The 689-nt window shown below is 37.6% G+C and carries 2 protein-coding genes; one reads left to right on the forward strand and one right to left on the reverse strand.

From position 1 onward, the window contains the following. Positions 1-219 (reverse strand): solute carrier family 23 protein (locus B3L97_RS04505; RefSeq protein ID WP_286934330.1); only part of this gene is annotated, 219 nt, incomplete at its 3' end. Positions 220-336: 117 nt separating this feature from the next. Here B3L97_RS04505 and B3L97_RS04510 point away from each other — a divergent pair. Continuing rightward, positions 337-689: SIR2 family NAD-dependent protein deacylase (locus tag B3L97_RS04510; protein ID WP_286934332.1), on the forward strand; the 353-nt coding region annotated here is incomplete at its 3' end.

Below are 689 nucleotides of genomic sequence, written 5' to 3' on the forward strand. Positions count from 1 at the left end.
AGGGTGAGTCTGAATTAACGTTGCTATACCCATTGCCAGATAAACACAAGATATAAAAAAGCCAATTTCTACTGTAGTCATCCCCATTGCTGGACCAAAAATCAAGGGGACAAGAGTTGTAGCTCCAAATAAAGTTAAAACATGTTGAAAACCAGCTAAAACCATAATAGGAAAGGGCGGCTTGTCGTCCACTCCAAAAACTATGTTTTTAATTGCCATCCTAACACCCCCATATTTAAACTGGGGTTATTGTAGCAGATTGTACAATCGGTTGCATAAAATTTTGATTAAATATTTCTATAAAAATAAGATATAATATTTTCGGAGGTGGTTCTTTTGAACAATAATCTTAAATACATGGCACAGCAGTGTGCGTGCGCTTTAAAGGAAGCACATAAAATAGTTCTGTTAAGTGGCGCTGGAATGTCTACTAATGCCGGAATACCCGATTTCAGAGGCCCCAATGGAATTTACAAACAAAAAATGCAGACAGATCCAGAACTTATTTTCGATATTGACTACTTCCAGAAAAATCCTCGCTTCTTCTATCAGTTCCATCGAGAATTTTTAAAGGTCATCAATAAAATAGAACCTACCTTCTCTCATCGGTTCTTTGCGCAACTGGAAAAAGAAGGGAAACTCGCTGGAATCATTACCCAAAATATCGATGCCCTTCACCAAAAAGCTGG

The organism is Aminobacterium sp. UBA4834, assembly GCF_002400205.1.
Taxonomy (GTDB): Bacteria; Synergistota; Synergistia; order Synergistales; family Aminobacteriaceae; genus Aminobacterium; species Aminobacterium mobile.